Source organism: Rhodococcus cerastii (genome assembly GCF_033042195.1).
In the GTDB taxonomy this organism is placed as follows: domain Bacteria; phylum Actinomycetota; class Actinomycetes; order Mycobacteriales; family Mycobacteriaceae; genus Rhodococcoides.
In genome coordinates this window covers 1-1,742 of the sequence record NZ_JAWLKF010000033.1, presented here as the reverse complement: position 1 = coordinate 1,742, position 1,742 = coordinate 1, and the positions used below count along the sequence as shown (strand labels likewise).

General features: G+C 61.5%; 1 pseudogene. It reads left to right on the top strand.

Going from position 1 to position 1,742, the window contains the following annotated elements:
* The first annotated feature begins 146 nt into the window (after positions 1 to 146).
* Positions 147 to 1,342 (top strand): annotated as a pseudogene (locus tag R3P93_RS24455) (IS110 family transposase).
* Positions 1,343 to 1,742 lie beyond the last annotated feature (400 nt).

The following is a 1,742-nucleotide window of genomic DNA, read 5'->3' as shown; positions in this document are numbered from 1 at the left end:
TAACATACAACACAACTCGTTGATCATGAACCGGATGGTTCACCGATCCGAATTACACCACCCCATGGGGCACTATCATCCGGGGGGGGTGGGGGGCTGTCGCCGGGTGTTGACGTCGGATCGGTGACCGGACGAAGGACTGCTTCATGGCCACGAGCTACGCCGTGTTTTGCGGCATCGACGTGGGAAAATCCGAACATCACGCCGTCGGTCTCGCCGTCGACGGAACCCGTCTGTACGGCAAAGCCCTACCCAATGACGAGGCCCGCCTGCGCACAGTGTTCGACCGCCTCGCCACGCGCGGGCCGCTGTTGATCGTCGTCGATCAGCCTAATACGATCGGCGACGCCCTGCCGGTCACCGTCTCCCGATCCTGCGAGCACCAGTTCGCGTCCCTACCGGGTCTGTCGATGCGCCGCATCGCAGATCTGTATCCAGGGCAAGCCAAAACTGATGCGCGGGCCTGCGTTCACATCGCCGACACGGCCCGGACCATGCCCCACACGCTGCGACGAGTCGATACCGGTGATGACACACTCGCCGAGCTCGGTGTGCTGATCGGTTTCGATGACGATCTCGCCGGTGAAGCAACCCGCGTCAGCAACCGAATCCGCGGACTGCTGACCGGCATTCACCCCGCGCTCGAACGAGTCCTCGGACCGCGTGTGACACACCCGGCAGTGCTCGAGATCCTGTCCCGCTGCGGTAGCCCCGGCGGCATCCGCGCTGCTGGTAAGCGGAAACTGACCGCTTCGCCGCCAAAAACGCGCTCAGGATGGGGGCAAGACTGGTTGCGGAGATCTACGCCGCACTCGAGGCTCAGACGGTAGTAGTGCCCGGGTCTGCGGCTGCCGAGACTGTTCTACCCAAACTGGCGGACTCGCTCAAAGAGACACTGCAGCAACGCAACACAGTTGGCTCGGACGTCGAGAGGATGCTCGGTGCCCACCCTCTTTCCTCGCTCCTGATCTCGATGCCAGGCGTCGGAGTCAGGACTGCCGCACGCATCCTTCTCGAAGTCGGTGACGGATCGGCATTCAAATCAGCAGGACACCTGGCCGCCTACGCCGGCATCGCACCCGTGACCCACCGATCCGGCACCTCGATCCGAGGTGAGCATTTAGCGTGATCAGGAAACCGCAAACTCAAACGCGCGTTGTTCCTTTCGGCCTTCGCCGCGCTGCACGACCCCACCAGTCGCGCCTACTACGACCGCAAGCGAGCCGAAGGCAGGAAACACAACGCCGCGCTCATCTGCCTCGCTCGACGCCGATGCGACGTCCTGTACGCCATGCTCAAGAACAAGACCCTGTACCAACCGCCCGCAGCTCACGCAGCTTGACAGAAACCATAGGGACACGTTATTGAGGCGTGAGGTTCACCCCAACGGTACCAACGGCAGCGGTTGTACCCGCGTTCGCCGACGATCACGGTCGGATGCCGTGCGTGGGGTTGATCTGCCGCGAGGATTTCCGACACTGGAGATGACTATTCTGAAGCCGCGTTTGCGGACTGCCCGTAACTGTAGTGGACAGCGTTCGGGGTTCGGTACCCGAGCGCCGAATGGCGGTGTTGTGAACTGTAGAAGCCGTCGATGTATCTGACGATGTCTTGTCGTGCTTTGCTTTTGGTGGAGTAGATCGTTCGGTAGACGCATTCGTTCTTTGTCGGCGGCCATGAAAAACTGACCACAGGCGGCCATGAATATGCCCACTGACGGCCGATAAGAACTGACCACTCGC